General features: G+C 37.0%; 25 protein-coding genes. 10 read left to right on the forward strand and 15 right to left on the reverse strand.

Annotated elements, in window-relative coordinates; genetic code table 11:
• The first annotated feature begins 161 nt into the window (after positions 1-161).
• The 5 genes from G6Q48_RS06470 (at position 162) to zinT (ending at position 4,559) form a co-directional block, all read left to right on the forward strand.
• Positions 162-1,499, forward strand: a complete 1,338-nt coding sequence (locus tag G6Q48_RS06470; RefSeq protein WP_166265182.1) for a cytochrome ubiquinol oxidase subunit I — start codon at positions 162-164, stop codon at positions 1,497-1,499.
• Positions 1,489-2,499: a cytochrome d ubiquinol oxidase subunit II gene (gene cydB / locus G6Q48_RS06475; RefSeq protein ID WP_166265185.1), complete on the forward strand. Its 1,011-nt coding sequence runs from the start codon at positions 1,489-1,491 to the stop codon at positions 2,497-2,499. The genes G6Q48_RS06470 and cydB overlap by 11 nt, the downstream gene beginning before the upstream one ends.
• Positions 2,500-2,503: 4 nt before the next feature.
• Entirely contained in the window at positions 2,504-2,635 is a 132-nt protein-coding gene (locus tag G6Q48_RS06480; RefSeq protein WP_306821397.1) for a DUF2474 domain-containing protein, read from the forward strand.
• A 221-nt stretch (positions 2,636-2,856) separates the two neighbouring features.
• On the forward strand, positions 2,857-3,696 hold the full coding sequence (locus G6Q48_RS06485) for a siderophore-interacting protein (protein ID WP_166265188.1): 840 nt from the start codon (positions 2,857-2,859) through the stop codon (positions 3,694-3,696).
• Between the two features lie 218 nt (positions 3,697-3,914).
• Positions 3,915-4,559 carry a metal-binding protein ZinT gene (gene zinT / locus G6Q48_RS06490; protein WP_166265422.1) on the forward strand — a complete coding sequence of 215 codons (645 nt, stop codon included), beginning with the start codon at positions 3,915-3,917 and terminating at the stop codon, positions 4,557-4,559.
• 71 nt (positions 4,560-4,630) lie between these two features.
• On the opposite strand, the gene phoH is transcribed toward zinT, so the two are convergent.
• From phoH to G6Q48_RS06510, 4 genes are all read right to left on the reverse strand, one after another.
• On the reverse strand, positions 4,631-5,416 hold the full coding sequence (phoH, locus tag G6Q48_RS06495) for a phosphate starvation-inducible protein PhoH (protein WP_166265191.1): 786 nt from the start codon (positions 5,414-5,416) through the stop codon (positions 4,631-4,633).
• 492 nt (positions 5,417-5,908) lie between these two features.
• Positions 5,909-6,841, reverse strand: coding sequence for an endonuclease (locus tag G6Q48_RS06500; RefSeq protein ID WP_242685789.1), 933 nt, complete (start codon positions 6,839-6,841; stop codon positions 5,909-5,911).
• A gap of 318 nt (positions 6,842-7,159) precedes the next feature.
• Positions 7,160-7,630, reverse strand: coding sequence for a threonine/serine exporter (locus tag G6Q48_RS06505; protein ID WP_166265197.1), 471 nt, complete (start codon positions 7,628-7,630; stop codon positions 7,160-7,162).
• Entirely contained in the window at positions 7,621-8,433 is an 813-nt protein-coding gene (locus G6Q48_RS06510; RefSeq protein ID WP_102139659.1) for a threonine/serine ThrE exporter family protein, read from the reverse strand. The genes G6Q48_RS06505 and G6Q48_RS06510 overlap by 10 nt, the downstream gene beginning before the upstream one ends.
• Before the next feature lie 200 nt (positions 8,434-8,633).
• On the opposite strand from G6Q48_RS06510, the gene G6Q48_RS06515 reads away from it, so the two are divergent.
• The gene (locus tag G6Q48_RS06515) at positions 8,634-9,275 is read left to right on the forward strand and encodes a TetR/AcrR family transcriptional regulator (protein WP_102139660.1); all 642 of its coding nucleotides are present in this window, start codon (positions 8,634-8,636) and stop codon (positions 9,273-9,275) included.
• On the opposite strand, the gene G6Q48_RS06520 is transcribed toward G6Q48_RS06515, so the two are convergent.
• Positions 9,272-9,673 carry a hypothetical protein gene (locus tag G6Q48_RS06520; protein WP_231068363.1) on the reverse strand — a complete coding sequence of 134 codons (402 nt, stop codon included), beginning with the start codon at positions 9,671-9,673 and terminating at the stop codon, positions 9,272-9,274. The two genes, G6Q48_RS06515 and G6Q48_RS06520, sit on opposite strands and share 4 nt — an antisense overlap.
• Before the next feature lie 243 nt (positions 9,674-9,916).
• On the opposite strand from G6Q48_RS06520, the gene G6Q48_RS06525 reads away from it, so the two are divergent.
• A complete protein-coding gene (locus tag G6Q48_RS06525; protein WP_036958707.1) occupies positions 9,917-10,210 on the forward strand; it encodes a DUF5339 family protein in 294 nt (97 codons plus the stop codon).
• A gap of 55 nt (positions 10,211-10,265) precedes the next feature.
• Here G6Q48_RS06525 and G6Q48_RS06530 read toward each other — a convergent pair whose 3' ends face one another.
• The 8 genes from G6Q48_RS06530 to G6Q48_RS06565 all read right to left on the reverse strand — a co-directional run bounded on the left by G6Q48_RS06530 (position 10,266) and on the right by G6Q48_RS06565 (position 15,646).
• Positions 10,266-10,703, reverse strand: coding sequence for a universal stress protein (locus G6Q48_RS06530; RefSeq protein ID WP_102139662.1), 438 nt, complete (start codon positions 10,701-10,703; stop codon positions 10,266-10,268).
• Positions 10,704-10,872: 169 nt separating this feature from the next.
• Entirely contained in the window at positions 10,873-11,208 is a 336-nt protein-coding gene (locus G6Q48_RS06535; RefSeq protein WP_102139663.1) for a hypothetical protein, read from the reverse strand.
• Positions 11,209-11,341: 133 nt separating this feature from the next.
• Entirely contained in the window at positions 11,342-11,770 is a 429-nt protein-coding gene (locus G6Q48_RS06540) for a universal stress protein (protein ID WP_102139664.1), read from the reverse strand.
• Between the two features lie 115 nt (positions 11,771-11,885).
• Positions 11,886-12,323, reverse strand: a complete 438-nt coding sequence (locus tag G6Q48_RS06545) for a glyoxalase (RefSeq protein WP_102139665.1) — start codon at positions 12,321-12,323, stop codon at positions 11,886-11,888.
• Positions 12,324-12,403: 80 nt separating this feature from the next.
• Entirely contained in the window at positions 12,404-13,333 is a 930-nt protein-coding gene (locus tag G6Q48_RS06550) for a Gfo/Idh/MocA family protein (RefSeq protein WP_166265425.1), read from the reverse strand.
• A gap of 329 nt (positions 13,334-13,662) precedes the next feature.
• Positions 13,663-14,463 carry a YaeF family permuted papain-like enzyme gene (locus G6Q48_RS06555; RefSeq protein ID WP_256372925.1) on the reverse strand — a complete coding sequence of 267 codons (801 nt, stop codon included), beginning with the start codon at positions 14,461-14,463 and terminating at the stop codon, positions 13,663-13,665.
• A 201-nt stretch (positions 14,464-14,664) separates the two neighbouring features.
• A complete protein-coding gene (sra, locus tag G6Q48_RS06560) occupies positions 14,665-14,853 on the reverse strand; it encodes a stationary-phase-induced ribosome-associated protein (protein WP_102139667.1) in 189 nt (62 codons plus the stop codon).
• A 382-nt stretch (positions 14,854-15,235) separates the two neighbouring features.
• A complete protein-coding gene (locus G6Q48_RS06565) occupies positions 15,236-15,646 on the reverse strand; it encodes a hypothetical protein (RefSeq protein ID WP_181489840.1) in 411 nt (136 codons plus the stop codon).
• A 288-nt stretch (positions 15,647-15,934) separates the two neighbouring features.
• Here G6Q48_RS06565 and G6Q48_RS06570 point away from each other — a divergent pair, with 288 nt between their 5' ends.
• From G6Q48_RS06570 to catA, 3 genes are all read left to right on the forward strand, one after another.
• Positions 15,935-16,630, forward strand: a complete 696-nt coding sequence (locus G6Q48_RS06570; RefSeq protein WP_166265203.1) for an aspartate/glutamate racemase family protein — start codon at positions 15,935-15,937, stop codon at positions 16,628-16,630.
• 327 nt (positions 16,631-16,957) lie between these two features.
• Positions 16,958-17,200: a helix-turn-helix domain-containing protein gene (locus tag G6Q48_RS06575; RefSeq protein WP_102139669.1), complete on the forward strand. Its 243-nt coding sequence runs from the start codon at positions 16,958-16,960 to the stop codon at positions 17,198-17,200.
• 191 nt (positions 17,201-17,391) lie between these two features.
• Positions 17,392-18,033 (forward strand): type A chloramphenicol O-acetyltransferase, encoded by a 642-nt coding sequence (gene catA / locus G6Q48_RS06580; protein WP_166265206.1) that lies wholly within the window; start codon positions 17,392-17,394, stop codon positions 18,031-18,033.
• Between the two features lie 90 nt (positions 18,034-18,123).
• Here the strand turns inward: catA and G6Q48_RS06585 are convergent, their stop codons facing one another.
• Positions 18,124-18,264 (reverse strand): hypothetical protein, encoded by a 141-nt coding sequence (locus G6Q48_RS06585; RefSeq protein ID WP_166265209.1) that lies wholly within the window; start codon positions 18,262-18,264, stop codon positions 18,124-18,126.
• A gap of 324 nt (positions 18,265-18,588) precedes the next feature.
• On the reverse strand, positions 18,589-19,512 hold the full coding sequence (locus G6Q48_RS06590; protein WP_102139671.1) for a nucleoside hydrolase: 924 nt from the start codon (positions 19,510-19,512) through the stop codon (positions 18,589-18,591).
• Between the last annotated feature and the right edge of the window lie 6 nt (positions 19,513-19,518).

Here is a 19,518-nt window from a genome sequence, read left to right on the forward strand (position 1 = left end):
CCTGACTTTTTTTAACTATAAGCACAAAAAATTTTTCGTTGGGTTGCGGTTATTTTGCACTCCGTTGTGAGCAATTCCTTTTGCTAAGGATTAGCGCCTCAATTGCTCTCATCAGAACGTTAAATATTGCGTGCCATTAACATATCCACTCAGGGGTCAATATGTTTGGACTAACTGCGCTGGAACTTGCCCGTATACAATTCGCTTTTACGGTCTCGTTTCATATTATTTTTCCCGCCATTACTATTGGGCTGGCAAGTTACCTTGCGGTGCTACAAGGTTTATGGCTTAAAACTCGTGATGAAGACTATATAAAACTGTTCCATTTTTGGTCAAAAGTTTTTGCCGTCAACTTCGGAATGGGCGTTGTTTCTGGCTTGGTCATGGCATACCAATTCGGCACTAACTGGAGCTTTTTCTCAGATTTTGCAGGGGGTATTACAGGGCCGCTTCTCACTTATGAGGTGCTTACCGCATTCTTCTTAGAGGCCGGTTTCCTTGGTGTTATGCTATTTGGAATGAACCGTGTAGGTGAAAAATTACATTTTTTCGCCACTTGCATGGTCGCGTTGGGAACGATTATTTCCACGTTCTGGATCCTAGCCTCCAACAGTTTCATGCAAACACCACAAGGCTTTGAAATTATTGATGGGCGCATTGTTCCCGTTAATTGGTTTGCGGTTATCTTCAACCCCTCTTTCCCTTACCGCCTGTTGCATATGACCACCGCAGCATTCCTTGCGGCAGCATTTTTTATTGGTGCATCTGCGGCTTGGCACTTGCTCAAAGGCAACAAGTCCAGCGCCATGAAAAAAATGTTTTCCATGTCCCTGTGGTTGATTTTGATTTTAGCCCCAGTTCAAGCTTTAATCGGGGATGCTCATGGGCTAAACACACTTAAACATCAACCTGTTAAAGTGGCTGCAATGGAAGGTCACTGGGAAAATAAACCTGGAGAAGCCACTCCGCTTATCTTATTTGGTATACCAAACCAAGAAAAAGAAAAAACAGAATTTGCTATCGAAATCCCTTATTTAGCAAGCCTGATTTTAACCCACAGTATCGACAAACAAGTGCCTGCGTTAAAAGAATACGCGCCAGAAGATAGGCCTAACGTGTTTATGGTGTTTTGGTCATTCCGCGTAATGGTCGGGCTCGGCTTATTAATGATCGCGGCTGGAGTCTGGGGTTTATGGCTACGTTATCGTAAAAACCTGTATGAATCCAAAACCTTCCTACGCTTTATGTTCGTCATGGCTCCTTCTGGTTTGATTGCCATTTTAGCGGGTTGGTTTACAACAGAAATAGGCCGACAGCCATGGGTTGTTTATGGGCTACAACGAACCTCTGATGCAGTCAGTGCACATGGTGAAATGCACATGAGTATCAGTTTAATCGCCTTCTTTGTGGTTTACGGTGGGGTGTTCGGTATCGGCTACATGTACATGATGAAATTAATTCGTAAAGGCATCGCGGAGGACGCAGCTCATGGGCATTGATTTACCTCTCATTTGGTTTGTCATCATCGTATTTAGTATGTTGATGTATATTGTTATGGATGGGTTCGATTTAGGCATCGGGATCCTTTACCCTGCGCTAAAAGACAGCCAAGACCGTGATCTGATGATGAATAGCGTTGCCCCTGTGTGGGATGGCAATGAAACTTGGTTGGTTTTAGGTGGGGCTGCACTATTTGGTGCTTTTCCTCTCGCTTATGCGATTGTCCTTGATGCGTTGTCAATTTCATTAACTTTCATGTTATTGGCCTTGATTTTCCGTGGTGTCGCCTTTGAGTTTCGCTTTAGAGCGGATGAATCACACCGCCGCCATTGGGATCACGCCTTTATTTGGGGTTCAATTTTTGCCACCTTTGTTCAAGGTGTGGTAGTTGGTGCCTTTATCCAAGGCTTCCATGTGGAAAACCGTGTTTACATGGGTGGTTATTTCGATTGGTTCTCACCTTTCCCACTGTTTTGCGGATTTGGCCTCGTCGTTGCTTATGCGCTATTAGCTTGTGGTTGGTTGATCATGAAAACGGAGGGCCACTTACGTAGCACCATGTATCGTGTCCTACGGCCATTAACATTACTGATGTTAGCGGTCATAGCAGTGATCAGCTTCTGGACCCCAATGTTAAATGACGCAGTCTTTGAGCGTTGGTTCACCCTGCCAAATCTGTTCTTCTTCTTACCGGTTCCATTACTGGTATTAGGCTGTACTTGGTTGATCCTAAAAAGTGCTAAGCGCCAACGGTTCGATAGCGTGCCATTCTTAGCGGCTTTAATGTTAATTTTCCTTGGGTTTACTGGTTTAGGCATCAGTATTTGGCCGACACTCATTCCACCCGCAGTCAGTTTCCGTGATGCCGCAGGCCCATCCGAAAGTTTAGGCTTTATGTTAGTCGGTGCGTTATTCATCATTCCTGTTATTTTGGTTTATACCTATTGGAGTTACTATGTCTTCAGAGGAAAAATTACCCCAGAGCAAGGCTACCACTGATAGCGTGAGTGCCTCTCCTTGGTGGAAAAAACTCGGTTGGATGGCTATCATCTGGTTCGGAAGTGTACTCGCATTGTTTGCATTTTCGTCAGTATTTAAATTGATGATGACCGCCGCTGGAATGAAAGTGAAGTAATTAACTTTTCTATATGCCGTAGACTAAAAGTCATACGGCATTTTTATTAAAATCAATGGCTCATCACTGTGAGTTGCCCTATCTTCTGCTGAAAAATCTCTCTTCATAAATATCCGCCCCCAATCACTCACTAGCGGTTGCAACTTACAAATTTATTCATGATAATGATAATAATAATAATTACCATATAATAAAATTATCATTAATAAAGGAGATCGTCCGTGGCCACTGAACAACCTGTTGAAAAAAACATCTATCGCCCGGCTCCACCACAGCTTATTCAAGTTAAATCCATTACCGATATCAGCCCATCTATTCGTAGTATTACTTTCACAGGTGAAAGACTCAATACATACCCAACAGATTGTGAAGGTGGGCATCTGAAAATATTTTTAGCCCCTGATTTAATCAGCCAGCCCGCACTCCCTATCCTAAGTAAAGAAGGCCGTAGCTGGCCAGAAGACAAACCTCGCCCATTTGTTCGTACTTATTCCGTCAGAGCCATCCGTCCAGAAGTTAGCGAGATAGATATTGAATTTGCTATGCACGATGGCGCAACTGGCCCTGCATATCTATTTGCTCGGGATGCAAAGCCCGGAAATTGGATGGGTATTACCAATCCAGGTGGCCCAGACCCATTATTGCCTGCAAGGCAACACTACTTTATGGCTGGTGATTCAAGTTCCCTACCCGCTATCGCCGCATTATTAGAGAAAATGCCAGCGAATGCCCAAGGCAAAGTTGTACTACGGTTAGATAACCCAAAAGACGTAAGAGAACTGAAAAAACCTGAACAAGTTGAAGTGATTTGGGTTTGTGGTGATATCACCAAAACCGCTGAATTGATTAGCACGTTTAAGTCTTGGGAGATCCCAAGCAGCGACTGCGCTTTCTGGATTGCGGGTGAAGACCAAATTATTCGTGATCTGCGTCGTTATATTCGTCGTGAAAAAGGTTTTGGCCGTGATGATATCTATGCAATCCCTTATTGGCGATATGGCTATGATGAGGAAGGTTACCATCATGAGCGCCATGCTGTAATGGATAACCCTGACGATTAACTTCAATTCAAATATTTAGTTCGCTTGTTGGTCTATAAATGCTAATAAGCGAACTTATTTCCTGATCTTGCCTACCTTCATCAAATTATTAGCCATTATTTTCCCCAACAATAAACTCCCTAAAATACTTTTCATACCATCAAATGTTATGTTATAACATAATGGTTTTTTATAATCTTTATATTCACTACAAAAATAGGAAAACCACTGTGTACAAAATGGCAATTTTAAAAACTAGTCTTTATATTGCATTAGCGCTCACTAGTTATACCGCTGTTGCTCATGGCTCACATAGTCATTCCCATCCACAATCAGAGAAAGCGCTACAAGCTTCAAAAGGGATTTTTGAGGATACTGATGTCAAAGATAGATCTCTTAGTGATTGGCAAGGCATCTGGGAATCTGTGAATCCATTGCTATTAAATGGAAAGCTTGATGAGGTTCTAGAAAGTAAGGCCAAGAAAAATAAAGACAAAACGGTTGAAGAGTATCGTGAATATTATAAAAAAGGCTATGCCACTGATGTTAACAGTATTGGCATTGAAAATGATGTTATTGAATTTACCCAAAACGGGAACGTAAGCAGCTGTAAATATGACTACGCGGGTTACAAAATTCTGCACTATACTTCAGGGAAAAAAGGTGTTCGTTACTTGTTTGAATGCAAAGATGCAAACTCAAAAGCGCCTAAATTTATCCAATTTAGTGACCATATTATTGAGCCTCAGACTTCAGGGCATTTCCACCTGTATATGGGAAATGAATCCCAGGAAAAATTATTAAGCCAGCTAGAAAATTGGCCAACCTATTACCCATATACTCTTACCGATGAGCAAATCGTACATGAAATGCTCTACCACTAGTCAGTTGTCCCTATAATTTAACCTATGCCCTGCAAGCAAATCGTAGGGCATAGGATTAATGAATATCTTGATCAATCGTTATAGGCCAGCAATGCTTTATGGCACAATTGTGACCTCACACAATCCTCAATAGTAAAGTTCACCATTGATACCATTTCATCACTACTAAAACGTTGTAATGCATCAGCTAACCCTGAGGACACACCTTCAGGCAAGTCACACTGGGTCACATCACCATTGACAATCACCGTCACATTTTCACCAAGCCGAGTTAAAAACATTTTCATTTGAGTGACGGTAACATTCTGAGCTTCATCTAATATCACGACAGCATTTTCAAATGTTCGGCCTCGCATATAAGCAAATGGCGCTATTTCCACTTTGGCAATTTCAGGACGCAAACAATACTGCAAAAAGGATGCCCCCAGTCTTTTCACCAATACGTCATAAACAGGGCGAAAGTACGGCGCAAATTTTTCTGACATATCACCCGGTAAAAAACCAAGATCTTCCTCCGCTTGAAGAACGGGCCTTGTTACAATAATCTTATTGATATCTTTATGAATTAACGCATCAGCCGCCAGTGCAGTACTGATATAGGTTTTACCACAACCCGCTTCACCATTCGCAAAAATGAGTTGCTTATGTTTAATGGAATTAATATAGAGTTTTTGAGCTTCATTTCTGGGTAATATAGGGGATTCATCACGACGTTCTTTTGCCATACCGATAGCTTCAATGCCTGTATATTCAGCAAATGATGCGACGTTATTGATAACAAAACGACCTGAACGCTCTTTACGTGATGAACGTTTCATTTCACGACGTACCTTTGTTGCAGCTTTCTGTCTACTCATAGTATTAACCCTTCCCGGTATCAGTGATGTCAATTCAAATGACGGACTATTCCAAACAGAGAGGAGCTCCCTTCAAGCTCAAAGTTAATGGTCAAATATCGATTGTGGCTGTAACTTGGTGCCATAAGTCGGCTAATAAAAAAACCGGTTACCAATCTCACCATGGAAATTTCATGATGGAGTGATAACCGGCTTCGAATTCGTGTGAATAAACACGTATTTCCCATTAGTTTCTCCTGTAGCAGCGATACTTTTAAACTAATGAATCTATATGACAGTAATATGACAAACTACAATATTTTTTGTACCTCAATGAGTCCATGTTTTTATTGCAGTTTTCATTTGCTTTAAATATAGCGTCATTTTTTTTAATAATGCAACATTTTTCCAACAAAATTTTAGAAGTTTATTAAAGATTTTCGTTATCACGCATAAAAACAAGAAATAAAACCACAGTAATCAGTGAATTAACTACTGTGGCTTACAAGATAATTAGCGTCTTTTACAATTTCCCGCTAACTCAAAACCTGCGGCTTTAGCTGCTTGTTCATTAGTGAAAATAACTGCATTTTTATCGGCAATGGTATTGAAGCTAGCGCAATGTGAAAAATGATATTTTTTTGAATTACGATTCCCTTTAATTTCAATCGCATCTGGTACAATAGATTTATTTTCTATTATCTTAGTCTGAATCAAAGATGAAACTGGAGAAACATTAACTCCCTCTGCGCCATTTTTATGGTTTAAACTCCATTTTTTCTCCCCTGTCACAAATGGGTTATGATGCCCCATAATTTTAGCGATTCGATTATCTCGCTTGATTTCCCAAGACGTTGGAGGATATTTATTATCCCACGCCATCAATAACTGTTGCTGTTGACGTGACATAGACAAGTTATAACGGTCATGCATATAGAAATATACTCGGGCTACTTGCCCTTTAGCCTCATTCCTTGGTTCAAAGACTTTTTGTTTAAAATCAACTCGGCTGCGGCACATTCCGTATGGGTACGGCGTATTAGTAGGTAATTGCCCAAAACTAAAGTTGCTTCTATCACCATTCACCTCACCAATAGAAGGCGCTAAATTATGCATATCTGCTTCCATTCGGCCAAAAATAGGGTCACTAGACACACAGTTTTTTCGCCCCCCTTTTTGCCAGCATTGTCTTTGATGACCAAACACCCATGCAGGAACAATATGCTCCCATTCAATACGTTCAGCTCGGTTCTGTTGTTTACGCACTTGATAGCCGCAAGAGGCTAAATCGACTTTCCCCCCGCTTTTTCCTACCCATTCCCACTGGCAGCCGCAGTATATTGTTCCCTCACCTTGGTGGTTTTGATCTGCATAAACCTGAGTTTTACTCAGCATTTTGGCTTCAGTAAATGAATTTGGTGCAGAAAATGAAAAAGCAGAAAAAATAAATAATAGAACCGAAAAAACGAATTGATAATATTTGGACAAGCTAAATTGTTTCAAAATAACACCACTAATAAGAATATATGCGAAGAATTTAAATGAATGCGTTAGTTTTTCCTCTAACACATTAATGCATAAGAAGAAATATCACATATTCTAATCAAATAGTAGCATTAATGATATCAGCGATGACTCAATTTTATAGTTCACCACCACATCAGAATTTATGCAGCTTTAATAGAATTTCTAACTCTTATTAGTAAAAGAGCAAGGTATGACTTACGGATATAGCAGGAATACCCGTAAGCCATCCCTTAAAAATTACACACTTGGTCTTTTGCGATATAACCATAAACCAGGTAAAGAAATACCAATAGACAAAGCTCCAACAATGAAGGAGGCCTTTAAGAAATTAGTCACTAAGACCTCAACTAATTCAGGGTCATAACCAGATTGCGATATTTTTACTACTGAAATCATTGCAATATAGGCACTAATACCTGGGAACATTGGGATCACGGCGGCAACAGTAAACACTTTAGGATGGGCTAACCACCAACGCGACCACTGAATACCAATAATACCAATTAAAATTGCCGCAAGAAAACTTGCCCACTCAATTTGCAAGCCGAGTGTCATCAGTATCATTCTAAAACCATAGCCAATAGCACCTAATAAGGCGCAATATTTCAATGCCCTTACAGGCACATTAAATACCATCGCAAACCCCGCGGCCGGTATAGCGGCTAATGGCATTTTCTCACATAAAGAGAATAGAAATTCTATGCCCATTCTTTTAAACCCCAGACTGTCATTGCTAATACAACGCCAATGCAGGTAGCCAAAGTAAGAAGGCTCGCCATTGTCCAGCGCGCTAATCCTGTATTAACATGCCCTTTAAACATATCCGCGACTGCATTAATTAATGGAAAGCCTGGAACTAAAAGCAATACACTGGCAGCCATCGAAATCGTTTCTGTGACCGCCAAATACGGTATTTTCAGTAATAAGCCGGAAACGGTTGTCGCGACAAACGCAGTAATACAAAAATTAATTAGCGGGTTCATTTGATGGGAGGTTAATACTTGCCGAACATACATTGCACAACCACTGGCTAAAAATGTAATTAACGCACTCTCCCACCCTCCTCCATTCAACTTGCTGAAACAAGCGCAAGATAAAGCCACCATCAAAACCATTAACCATCGAGGATAACGTAACGGTTTAATTGATGATAATTTCTTTTGTAATTGTTTTCGGTCTAATAAATGGTGTTCAACTAAAATTACTGCATGCTGAACTTCAGTAACAACATGCATATTTATACCACGGTCAATAATACGTCGCGTTGACGTTAAGCAACGGCCATCAATTATAGTGGTTAAAACCAATGAATTAGATGAGATAGCACTATCAACTTGACTTGCCCCAAGCGCAATTCCCAGACGAGTCGTCAATTGTTCGACGAGCATACTTTCAGCACCATGTTGCAATAACAATAAACCACACTCAATACAGAGCCGAGTTACTTCACGTTGCTGATTAACGGGATCATTTTGGTCTATTTTTTGTTCATTTAATGCATGCTCTGTCATCTTGCCCCCAACATTATGACAACCATTCAGATATCATCCTAAACATGTTAATCTTTATAAATATCATAAAGACAAATATCAGCTTAAATGATGATCTCTTTCAGGTAAATCTATGATTGAGGTCACGTGATTTAAACTATTTCAGTAAAATTTGTTATGTTACTTTCTTATTTGAAGACAAATAGCAGGATTAACCATTCATGAATAACCCTCTTACAGCTAAAACCCCAAAAGGCCGACGTCGTCAACAGGCTTTGATCGCTGCGGCAACTGAAATTTTTCTGCAATATGGGTTTGAAGGCGCAACATTGGATATGATTATTGAAAGAGCTGGGGGCTCTCGAACAACTTTATATAAAAACTTTGGGGATAAAGAAGGGTTATTTGCCGCTGTTATTGCATCTATGATTGATGATATTTTTCAAGAACCTGATGAAAAAATGCCCCCATTAGATACGATTGAGTCTATACTTTCTTTTTATGGCTCTCGATTTTTATTAAATGTACTTAAGCCTGAATCCATTGGGTTATATCGGTTAATATTAGGTGAATACAACCGTTTCCCTGAAATAACGCACGCGTTTTTTGAGCAAGGCCCAGTAAAAAGCTATCGCTTATTAACACAAAAATTAGCTTTACTTCCTGATGTTAAAGTGGATGAAAAAACATTATTAAGTATTTCTTCGCGTTACCTAGAAATGCTAAAAGCGGATGTCTTTATCACCACTTTCTGTATTGCTGATTTCAAGCCCAGCGATGAATTTATTCAACAGCAAATTGCTATGTCTGTTGATATCATCGCCAGCTATATCCGTAAAATCAGTAAACACACAATCAACTAGGCTAAAACTGATTGGGCCTGCTCTTTTGCTGTTGTTCCATCCGCTGCGATTAAAACCTGAGGGCCATATAACGCAGACAGCATAGGTGCCATGCGTTCCATCTCCTCTTTATCTCGGCCATCGGGTTGTAACGTAATAACTAGGGCGCGACAATGCTGTTCCATCGCTTCTTTAGTGTCTTTTAACCAACGACGCACATATTTCATACTTTGCATATCTTCTGATGATGGTTTTTCTTTTTTAACCACTGGCGGGTATATCAAGACAAATTCATTTCTTCTCGCCAATAACATATCCATCTCTTCTAACCACAAACGTGTTTCATCCATAGTAGAGGGAAATATATTCATCTCACAGATCGGCCAATTTTCTGTTTTTATCATATTTTTATTCATCATAATCATCTCTTTCTTTATCATTATTTAAAGTGTACTTAAATGTACACTTTTACATTGCACTCAGTCAAGAATGATTATCATTTGTATTTTGCAAATTATGCTATTGTCGTTAGTGACCAACAGGAATATTCTCAATATGTAGAAAAAACTTATCAGTTAAAAACATTCACGTGTTCGAATAGTGCGTTTTTGAATATGGGGTGTTATTCTGACGATATTATGAATTTTGAAAGCGAAAATACGATGAAAAAAACTCTTCCGATTGCATTTAGTCTATTAATGGCTTTCACTGCATTTAATGCAAATGCAGGTGCAACCTGTGATACTTATTTCAAAGAAATGAACGACCTTGTTAAGCAAGCCGAAGAACAATATAAAGATGAAGCCAATGCAGGTGAACAGATTGCATTAATGAAGTCTCAACTAGAAGAAGCGAAAAAAGCCCTTGCTAGCTACCCTGATGATGCACAAGAGCAAGCTTGCAGCCAAGCACTTAAAGCAATTGAGCAAGCCAAAGAAGCGGTTAAAACCCCCTAGGTTTATTCGCTCTTAATAGACAAAAAAATAGCCTGCCTAGCAGGCTATTTTTATTTTATCGAACGACAAGTACCGAGATCTTCGCATAGGACACAATCCCTGAAGCATTTGAACCTAATAAATGCGTTGAAATACTTGGATTGCGTGAGCCGATAACAATAAGGTCAGCATCAATTGCCTCAGCTTCTGATAAAACTTTATCTCGTGGTGAGCCAAACTCAACCTTATAAGAGATTTTATCTGACGGATAATCAATTTTTTCAATGATTTCTTTTAGCTGTTCTTCTGAACGCTCAAGAGCTTTTTTAGCAAATGAAGACAATAAATCATAATGATAACTGTAGCTCATTGAAAATCTTGAAACATCTGGAACTGAGTGAAATAAGTGAATTTTCGCATTTGAGATTTTTGCTAAATAAATAGCATGTTTTAATGCGTTATCTGTTAATACATCTTCAGATATATCCACGGGAACCAAAATTGTTTGATACATATGATGCCCCTTATTAATTATGTTTAGATTTTTATTCAAGTTGTATTGTTGTGTATTTTTACAACTTAATTATTAGGCGTAGCGGGTGAATATTTTCCTTTTAGTCTTTCAAAGTATAGTCTTACTACACTAAAAAAGCTGTGAAGCCCCTTACTATTACAACAAAAAATTATTCTTCTAAATGCCATTTATGCAAAATGCGATGAATGAAAGGAGTTACAATTAATCCAATACTGATAATAAAAACGCTTTGTAAAAATAAACCATAAATAGCGATAAAGAAACGACCTCCTCGTGTAATAGGAGCCGGCTCAATAGCTTGTCCACTCAACATAGACAACGCATTAAGCATTGACTCAACAGCTGAGTGGCCTTCAATAACATAAAAACCGATGATACCGGGTAATAACCCAAGAAAAAAAATCAAAAGTCCGAGTAAATAAAAACGCAAAACTCTCAGAACAAAGTGTTCAACACGCAGTAATTCTTGCGAAAACTTTTCCATACTGACTCAAACTCACCTTGTTATAAGTAAGATCAATCAACTTGAGTGATAAAGCTAATAAAATTGGAAATACCAATAATGAAATAAAAAAGAACCTACCCTATGAGCAGGCTCTCCTCTAATTATTAACTTATTAACGTACAACCAACACTGATGTCTCCGCGTAACGCACGATACCTGCGGCAGTTGACCCTAAAAGATGAGTTGTAATATTTGGGCGACGAGAGCCGATGACAATAATATCTGCACTAATGTCTTTTGCTGTATTAATCACTTCATCTCGTGGAGAACCAAACGTTATCGTATAACTAACGTCATCGTGAGGTAAATCAATTGAATCCATTAACATTTTCATGTCTTCTTCTGCTTTCACTGTCGCACGGTCTTTTATTTCCATGTAACCTAAAGCGTACGCATTAATAATTGCTGAGGAAATGGGTAAAACATGAATAAGATGAATTTTAGCACCCGATTGTTTTGCTAGATTAACTGCATGACGAACGGCTTTACTGGTTAATTCATCTTCTGTTAAATCGATAGGGACCAGAATCGTTTTATACATAACCCCTCCTAAAAATAGTTAAAATGAAGTTCTACAACAAAATTATAAACAATTACTAATAAATGTCTCTTATCCACAAAGATAAATGAGATCTCTAGCTACAAATAAAAGCAGGTTATTCTCTTAGCCATGGCGTCACCGTTAAACCAACTAACATACCTTCTGGGCTTAATAACCTTGTTACTGTTTGTCCCCAAGGCTCCATTCGGTTATTAACTAATAAGATATAACCGTCCTTAAGGCAACTGTCCGTGATTTTTTCGATGTCAACAACCTCAAATTCCATCCAACTTTGTGGTATCGGTATATTTTCAGGCCATTCACTTTGCCTAAAACACGACTGGGCTGCTTGTTCTATAGGCCAAAGTGCAAAATGTTTAACTCCTTCAAGCCCTTCTTGTTCGCAAGTTAAATATTGGCTCCCTTCTTCTATTGGCTTTAAAGGTAGCTTTAACAACTCAAGATAAAAAGAATGGCTTTTATTATAGTCAGTCACTATCGGGCCAAACCCTGCAACAAATAATACGTCAGAGCTTTCTTGTAAATGTATCATCCAGTGTTCCTATATCATCATGAGATACCAAAATTTTAACGTTTAATAGAGTCGATAATTACGGTTACCCTATCACATAATTAATCGCTGACTTTATTCGCTGTAGATATCATTTGTTCAACCATGCGTTGGGCTTTCAAGCCCTCTTCACCACTGATCAACGGTTGAGTTTGATTTGAAATAGAATCAACAAAGTGACGAATTGCGCCATCAAAACCGCGTTGAACTAAAATTGAATCCCAATTAGCGGGTTTTTTCTCACTAATACCAACCACATTTTCACTCCACCAGTGGTTCATATTGGTTATTTGATGAATACTGTCCTCTGCAATCACAATAAGTTGCTCTTGTTGACTTCCTGCTTTGCGATGCATCGATGTTGTTATCCAACAGTGACCCGCTTGCATATGGTGCTCTGCATAAAACAACTCGTCAGCATTTGTTTTATGAATGCTACCACTGATTAACTCTGCATGATTTGGCGCTATCCATAATACAGTATCAACGACATGCAAATAATCATCTAATAAAGTAAATCTAGCGTCACTCGGCCCTACGTTGTCCATACGGTGTTTATCCATACGAATAGACCTGATTTTTTTAATATCTTGTTTAATTGACATATAAAACGGTGAGAAGCGGCGGTTAAATCCAACCATTAACATTTTCTGGCGCCGCGCTGCTAATTCAATTAATTGCTCAGACTGTTCCGTTAACTCAGTCAATGGCTTATCAACATAGACATGAACGTTTGCATCTAATAGCCGCTTGATTACCTCAAAATGGCTTTTCGTCGCACTATGAACAAAAACAGCGTCACATTGCTGTGCAAGTGCATCAATATTACTAAACAGAGGAATACGATAACTGTCACAAATCAGTTTTGCCTTCAATTGATTAGGCGAAAAAGCGCCAATCAACTCCCAGTTTTCCTCTCTAGTTAAGATTGGTAAATACGCTTTTTGTGCAATAGCTCCTAAGCCGACTACACCTACCTTTAATTTTCGCATCATAAACACGCCTATTAATGATTAATCTCAGGAAGAATAATCTCATTAATGTGTTTTTTTTTAAAAATTTTTTGTTCGAAAAGTAATTTTCATTAGAGTTAAAGCTACAATACATTGTTTTTTATAAATAAAAAACGTATTGAGGCAAAAAAAGGAAAGAATTAACTACATAAAAAAAGGGGTTGATTTCTTAAATGAGAATGGTTATCTTTTACTTCGTGAATACTTGAGTAAATCACTCAGGTTTATCACAAACGACATTGCTCACATTGCTTCCAGTTTAGCAGGCCAACTTTATATGTTGGCCTTTTTTTTAGTTTAATTACACACTATTTTCTGCGTATTGCACTGCTAAAGCTCCATGATTTCAAATGTCCAACATACGATAAACGTTGAGTTGGCATGAAAGTCGGTACATCACCTGTACGCATATGTAATATATCCGCAGGTGTTATCCATGATGAATTCCCCTCAAACAAAGGAATACCCGCATACTTATAAGCATCTAAGACAAACTGTGAACAAAAGAAACCATTAGCTTGGTCTATATCATCGCCTAATTGAACTGTCGCTAATGTTTTTAAGCAAAAATTACGTATCGTTTCACCAATTAATGGAAGTTCACATACTCTTTTTGTGATCATCCAAGGAGCAATCATCACAATACCTTTATAGTTATACTTATTTCCATTATTTTGAACTGAAAATTCGCGTAATTTTTCTGCATGTAATGATGTTAAACCAGCTTGTCTCAACACTACCATGTTATTAGAATCCTTCACTGCTTGGTCTAACGTAATGATCCTAACCCCACTTCCAACAGATTCAGCAACCTCCCCCAAACCCAGATAAATAGATGCGTGGCTTACCCCGCTAATACTAAATAACCGAATTCCCCATGAATTTAACCCTGTAGCAGATGATAAAAGAATATCACCTGGCAACATATCAGAAACAGCCAAGGTCTCTACAGAGTCCTTAATAGGAACCGTATTTGCGTGTTGAATATTAAATTTTAAACGGTTAGTTTCTTCATCGGATTTAAACTGAGTAGAGCACCCTAAAAGAGAGAAACAAAATAAAAATAGTAGGTAACAAAAAAATTTCATTCTACAACACCTGATAGCCATCTTTCTTTTTAGTTTTTAATTAATGCGAATAATATCGCTTAATCTATTTTATGACTACTGTTAATTTTTATAATAGAAAACTCAGGCAATGACTCATATGGGGAATATTGAAATGAGATAATGTAATTTAATAAGAAAATTCCAGTTCTGATTAAATAACTTTAACCCCCTAGTGAGTACTAGAGGGTTACATTCATTCAATTAACTAATAACATATTCTGGGTAAAAAACAGTTACTGAATGATATGTCTTCTTTTCTGTCGCTTTATTCTTTTGCACTGCAACTGTGGAATTATCTTTAGAACTCAGCGAAACACGTATGTTTTTTTTAGAGCGGCTTAATTTATAAGGCATACCTAACAAACGACGTGCATTATTATTACTAACCATTATCGACTCCTTAAACTACTAAATTAAAAATTCATTAAAAAATGAACATCAAAAAATATAGTCATCGTTGACCACAAAGGCTTCTTTTTGTTTCATAATAATAACAAAACAAAGTGTAACATCTTTAGTATAACACTAAGCTAGTAATATATAATCCAGTTTTATTTATTAGTTTCACGGCGTTACTATGTGATCTGTGGTATTTCTCTATTTATTCAAAAATTATATTCAATTTCCTTGAAAAACTATTTAAATCTATATTCTTACAAAATAGTCCCAAAAAATGGCCACCTGCCCCACTGTATTGAAATATATCGTCTAGCCTAGGCCACGAAAAGTAACCTAAAACGTGTGCTATAAAAATATTAGCACACGTAATTCCTTACTCTAGTGGTGAAGCAGGACTCGAACATTTATCATTCCAAATTTGATTAACTTGTTCTGGCAATAGTATTTCATGCCCTCCGTCAATAAAGGGAATTGAAATATCCATGCGGCCTTCATCATTAGTATACGATTTAACAATAAAGCGCTTGAATCCATCAGGCTTATCATTTTTATATCGATAAACCTCCCCACAAACATAACCCACCTTACCATTATCCGCTGTGTAGCGAGAAAAATGATATTCAATATTTCTAAATTTTGCGGCTTGTGGATACGCTAAAACATCATAAACATTCTTTTTCACCTGCTCAACTAAGCTCAATTGGGTCGGCTTCATATATAGTGCTCCTAACAGAAATGCAGCACCAAAAATAAGTATTGCAATGATTACTTTGAAGAAATTCATTTTTATTATCACCATATATGACCAATTTTGTAGAAATAATGTTCATTATGATAATAACCAGATATCAATTTAAATCCATCTTTAAAACGTAAAATTTTCTATATTTATCCTTTTTTTATCTCAATAAGTTAAATACAAAAACCCTTTGATATGTAATGTTAAATTGTGTTTAATATTACAACTGTTTTCTCCCCTTAATCATCTAGAGAAATTTACCTCGTTTCTCTTGTTTTTCTTTGTAGGCAATCAGTATAGTAAGAAAACGACACAATAATAGGAACGCAAAGAATGAAAACAATAGGCCTTATTGGTGGTATGAGTTGGGAATCAACATTACTATACTACCAACAGCTTAACGAAGGCATAAAACAACAGCTAGGTGGCTTGCATTCTGCTAAAATTGTTTTATATAGTGTTGATTTTGCTGAAATAGAACAGTATCAATCTAGCGGGCAATGGGATTTAGCAGCACGATGTTTAGCTGATGCAGGAGATCGTTTAAAGCTTGCAGGTGCTGATTTTCTTGTTCTTTGTACCAATACCATGCATAAAGTCGCACCACGCATTGAGTCTCAAACGGGTCTTCCTTTATTACATATAGCCGATGCAACAGGTGAACGCATTATACAATCGGGTATTAAAAAAATTGGGCTCTTAGGTACTGCTTTTACTATGGAACAACCTTTCTATAAACAAAGGTTAATTGATAATTTTAATTTGAATGTATTAATACCCAGCGAAAAAGATAGAAAAATAGTTCATGATATTATTTATAATGAACTCTGTTTAGGGAAAATCAATGATGAATCTAGAAAAGAATACCAGCGTATAATGGCATCCCTAGTAGAAAGTGGTGCTGAAGGTATCATTTTAGGATGCACTGAGATAACATTACTTGTTAATCAAAATGATACAACAGTAGAAATATTTGACACCACCGCTATTCATGCTCAAAAAGCTGTAGAACTCGCGCTGTCTGTTTAATCAATATTAACGAACAATAGATTCTGTCTTTAATGATTATTGTTAAAGATAGTTTCTGTTAAATAACTGTATCAAAATTAACATATCATTAAGTGGAAAATTGTATTTTATGCCATTAAATAGAATTTCATATCTATTAACCTTCACCTTTAGATTATAAAACACAACAATGTTACTTTATAATTATTTACTATACCTTATGAAATTTATTTTTAATCTTAAGAACTTAGGTTTATTCCCTCTTAAACTTACAGATTATTACCCATTGAATATTAATTTCCATCTAAGATAATAAAAAAACCAAAACCAAACTTATAACAGGTTACTATGAATAAAAATAATGTTGGCAATGCAGTACTCGGTGAACTCATTAAGCAAAAGCGTATAGAACATCAAATTACGACAAAAGAAATGGCAGAATTAATATCTATCCCTGAAAAATCATACATAAAATATGAAGATGGGACTCTCTCCATATTTATTGAGCACCTAATGGTACTATCTAAAATACTCAATATAGATATCAAAACTTTCTTTGATACTTACGTCAACGCACAATCATGTGTATGAATACATGGTGCTATCACGCAAATTGTGCCTTGCATTGAAGGAGTTAAATTAGAGACCTCGACAAACAAAAGTAGGCTAGTTAAAATACAAGTATAACTTCAACATAATATAAAAAATCATTATGAATCAATTGAAAACAGAGAAGTTCCCCTTCTAATAACAATCACATTAACTTATTAGAAGGATAAATTATGAACTATACTAAATTTAATATAGAGACATGGTTACGTAAGGAACATTACAACACCTACGAAAAGACCATAAATTGTGGGTTTAGTTTAACAACGAAAATAGATATTACCAACTTTAAAAAGCATATAAATTCAAATGGATATGAATTTTACCCCTCGGTAATTTATTTATTATCACGGGTAGCTAATACCTATAAAGAATTTAGATTTGCCAAAAGAAATGGTGAGCTTATTTTGTGGGATGAAGTTAACCCCAGCTTTACTATCTTTCATAAAGATACTGAAACTTTTTCTTCCTTATGGTGTGAGTACTCTTCAGAAATGGCAGTGTTTATGGAGAACTATCACCAGCAACTAGCATTACATAAAGATAATCTCAATTTGCAGCCTCAATCACAGCAAATTGAAAATGTATTCTATGTATCATCTTTGCCTTGGGTTTCATTCGATAGCTTTAATCTAAATATTGCAGATATTACTAACGCTTTCACTCCTATTTTTACTATGGGGAAATACTATAGTGAAAATAATAAAATATGGCTTCCCTTAGCAGTACAAGTACATCATGCTGTTTGTGATGGTTTCCATGTGGGTAAATTTTTAACTACTTTACAAAAATTGTGTGATGAATTACCTCGTTAGTATCCCCGTATGACTTTCCACCATGAAGGAAGCGAGTACTTCCTTCATGTGTATCAGATTAGCCTCATTGTGATGATACTTTCATCATTTTTAGTTAAAAAATAACAAGCTTATATAAATAGCATCCCCAATAGCACTACTTTGAAAAAAATATTCTGTTGGCGTAATTACCATTTTAATGGTACTAGCTAGTAAAGAAGAAACCAATTCAATAGGGTCAGCTGCTGGCATATGTCCTCCGTATTTTCTTATATATTAAGTTCTTCTTATTGCTTAAACAATAAGATAAAGATTATAAAGAAGGTACCACTCCCAATATATTTTCCACTTTTTTATAAATCTCGCTGATTAGACTTTAAGTATATAACAATAATAGCTTAAAAACAGAATGTACAATTATCTATCAACAAGAGAATGCCACAACTTAAATAAACTGTAGAAAATAATTCTCCAAGGTATTGGCCAAACAATCACTTAATTACTGAGTCAGTATCCATAATAAGTCTCTTTATTTTAAATAAATGTCAACTTAGATTCCAATTGCTACTCTTTACCTCAAAGAGTTATGATACGTTCTGTAATTAAAGATATTAATTTCGATGTATCAACGTCAGTAATAATTTTACATTTAGCTTCATTATATTTAGCTTTTGGGTCATGATTAATGGTGGTAGATGTGTAAGCAAAACTATGACCGAATAATTTATTAGACTCATATTCGATAGTAATTGAACCGTCAACACCTGAAAAAATCTCAGGTTTAATGAGGTATGCGATAACGCAGGGATCATGGAGAAATGGGTCAAACTCTGCATATCTTCGGCACATTTCAGCAACAGTCTGAGCGATGAGGCCACCTTTTTCCAAAGGACTACACAAACCAGCTCTTATATCAGCCTTACTTGTTACATCCAGACCAAGCATAGTAATATGTCGTGCACTATCAAAAACGATATGAGCAGCATGGGGGTCCACATAAAAATTAAACTCAGCAGCTGGCGTTATATTCCCCTGTGTAAATGCAGCTCCTCCCATGACTACAATGTCTTTTACATTATCGACTAATTTTGGTTCTTTGATGATAGCGACTGCAATATTAGTAAGAGAAGCCATTGTGCATAATGTTATTTCACCTGGATTTGACATTACCGTATCAATAATAAAATCTACGGCGTGACCAGAATAATTTTGATAATCTGATGCGGGAAGCAATACTCCAGCTAGACCATCAGTACCATGAACATGAGTTTTACTCCCACTTTTAGACATTAGTGGGCGTTCACAACCTTTAGCTAAAGGAATATCCTGCCTATTGGCTAATGCAAGTAATTGTCGTGCATTACTGTGAACCTTTTCTAATTCAACATTCCCTGCAACGGTGGTTATGCCTATTAATTCTATTTCTGGAGAAGCTAAGGCTAAAAAAATAGCAACTGCATCATCTACACCAGGATCACAGTCTATTATTATTTTGTGCATTTTATT

The organism is Providencia sp. M-27 (assembly GCF_011077905.1).
Lineage (GTDB): Bacteria > Pseudomonadota > Gammaproteobacteria > Enterobacterales > Enterobacteriaceae > Providencia > Providencia huaxiensis.

Bases quoted from the DNA above. Each gene is read 5' to 3' on its own strand.
- G6Q48_RS06470 (WP_166265182.1), top strand. From the start codon at position 162: ATGTTTGGACTAACTGCGCTGGAACTTGCCCGTATACAATTCGCTTTT.
- cydB (WP_166265185.1), top strand. From the start codon at position 1,489: ATGGGCATTGATTTACCTCTCATTTGGTTTGTCATCATCGTATTTAGT.
- zinT (WP_166265422.1), top strand. From the start codon at position 3,915: ATGGCAATTTTAAAAACTAGTCTTTATATTGCATTAGCGCTCACTAGT.
- phoH (WP_166265191.1), bottom strand. From the start codon at position 5,416: ATGAGTAGACAGAAAGCTGCAACAAAGGTACGTCGTGAAATGAAACGT.
- G6Q48_RS06505 (WP_166265197.1), bottom strand. From the start codon at position 7,630: ATGGGCATAGAATTTCTATTCTCTTTATGTGAGAAAATGCCATTAGCC.
- G6Q48_RS06510 (WP_102139659.1), bottom strand. From the start codon at position 8,433: ATGACAGAGCATGCATTAAATGAACAAAAAATAGACCAAAATGATCCC.
- G6Q48_RS06515 (WP_102139660.1), top strand. From the start codon at position 8,634: ATGAATAACCCTCTTACAGCTAAAACCCCAAAAGGCCGACGTCGTCAA.
- G6Q48_RS06520 (WP_231068363.1), bottom strand. From the start codon at position 9,673: ATGATGAATAAAAATATGATAAAAACAGAAAATTGGCCGATCTGTGAG.
- G6Q48_RS06525 (WP_036958707.1), top strand. From the start codon at position 9,917: ATGAAAAAAACTCTTCCGATTGCATTTAGTCTATTAATGGCTTTCACT.
- G6Q48_RS06530 (WP_102139662.1), bottom strand. From the start codon at position 10,703: ATGTATCAAACAATTTTGGTTCCCGTGGATATATCTGAAGATGTATTA.
- G6Q48_RS06535 (WP_102139663.1), bottom strand. From the start codon at position 11,208: ATGGAAAAGTTTTCGCAAGAATTACTGCGTGTTGAACACTTTGTTCTG.
- G6Q48_RS06540 (WP_102139664.1), bottom strand. From the start codon at position 11,770: ATGTATAAAACGATTCTGGTCCCTATCGATTTAACAGAAGATGAATTA.
- G6Q48_RS06545 (WP_102139665.1), bottom strand. From the start codon at position 12,323: ATGATACATTTACAAGAAAGCTCTGACGTATTATTTGTTGCAGGGTTT.
- G6Q48_RS06550 (WP_166265425.1), bottom strand. From the start codon at position 13,333: ATGCGAAAATTAAAGGTAGGTGTAGTCGGCTTAGGAGCTATTGCACAA.
- G6Q48_RS06555 (WP_256372925.1), bottom strand. From the start codon at position 14,463: ATGGCTATCAGGTGTTGTAGAATGAAATTTTTTTGTTACCTACTATTT.
- sra (WP_102139667.1), bottom strand. From the start codon at position 14,853: ATGGTTAGTAATAATAATGCACGTCGTTTGTTAGGTATGCCTTATAAA.
- G6Q48_RS06565 (WP_181489840.1), bottom strand. From the start codon at position 15,646: ATGAATTTCTTCAAAGTAATCATTGCAATACTTATTTTTGGTGCTGCA.
- G6Q48_RS06570 (WP_166265203.1), top strand. From the start codon at position 15,935: ATGAAAACAATAGGCCTTATTGGTGGTATGAGTTGGGAATCAACATTA.
- G6Q48_RS06575 (WP_102139669.1), top strand. From the start codon at position 16,958: ATGAATAAAAATAATGTTGGCAATGCAGTACTCGGTGAACTCATTAAG.
- catA (WP_166265206.1), top strand. From the start codon at position 17,392: ATGAACTATACTAAATTTAATATAGAGACATGGTTACGTAAGGAACAT.
- G6Q48_RS06585 (WP_166265209.1), bottom strand. From the start codon at position 18,264: ATGCCAGCAGCTGACCCTATTGAATTGGTTTCTTCTTTACTAGCTAGT.
- G6Q48_RS06590 (WP_102139671.1), bottom strand. From the start codon at position 19,512: ATGCACAAAATAATAATAGACTGTGATCCTGGTGTAGATGATGCAGTT.